The sequence below is a fragment of the Halorubrum sp. Atlit-8R genome, assembly GCF_003666025.1.
GTDB lineage: Archaea > Halobacteriota > Halobacteria > Halobacteriales > Haloferacaceae > Halorubrum > Halorubrum salinarum.
This window is the reverse complement of the sequence record NZ_QPLV01000038.1, coordinates 1-523: the sequence shown is the minus strand read 5'-3', so window position 1 is coordinate 523 and position 523 is coordinate 1. Positions and strand designations below refer to the sequence as shown.

The 523-nt window shown below is 47.2% G+C and carries 1 pseudogene; it reads left to right on the top strand.

The features are described from left to right. Positions 1–199: 199 nt before the first annotated feature. Positions 200–523 (top strand): annotated as a pseudogene (locus DVK05_RS17630) (hypothetical protein); the annotation flags it as partial.

Below are 523 nucleotides of genomic sequence, written 5' to 3'. Positions count from 1 at the left end.
ATAACCTCACTAATAGATGAGATTTTTATACCTATTCTACATATACTAGCTCGTGAGCTATGGCATCACACAGTAAGCCTCAGATCCGAGGAGTCGCTTGGAATGGACTCATTCAACAAATGGGTTCAGCAACTGTTGAACTACTTGCTAAACACCACTTTACCGGGGCTGACCTCGGCGGGATAGCGACGTGAGAGTAATGACAGAGAACTGCTCTCCGAATCCCGAAGTGATCAATCCCAAGATGAAATTAGAAGATGTTCGAAACGGGGTAAATGCGAATACCTGTGAGGGACATGGGCGGTCAACTGCGTCTGGACGAGGATATAACGCTGAACGCCTCGTGAATGCCATATTTGACAAGTCTGGCACCGCTTTCCGCGGGGCAATTGACTCACATATTGATACTTATGTCCCTGGTGAGATTGGCTACGATATTGAAGTCAAATCCTGTGTCGCTCGGTATCAAAGTAATACCAACGAATCGGGGCGGTACGGGCAATTTCGAATCTGGAAGCACCAC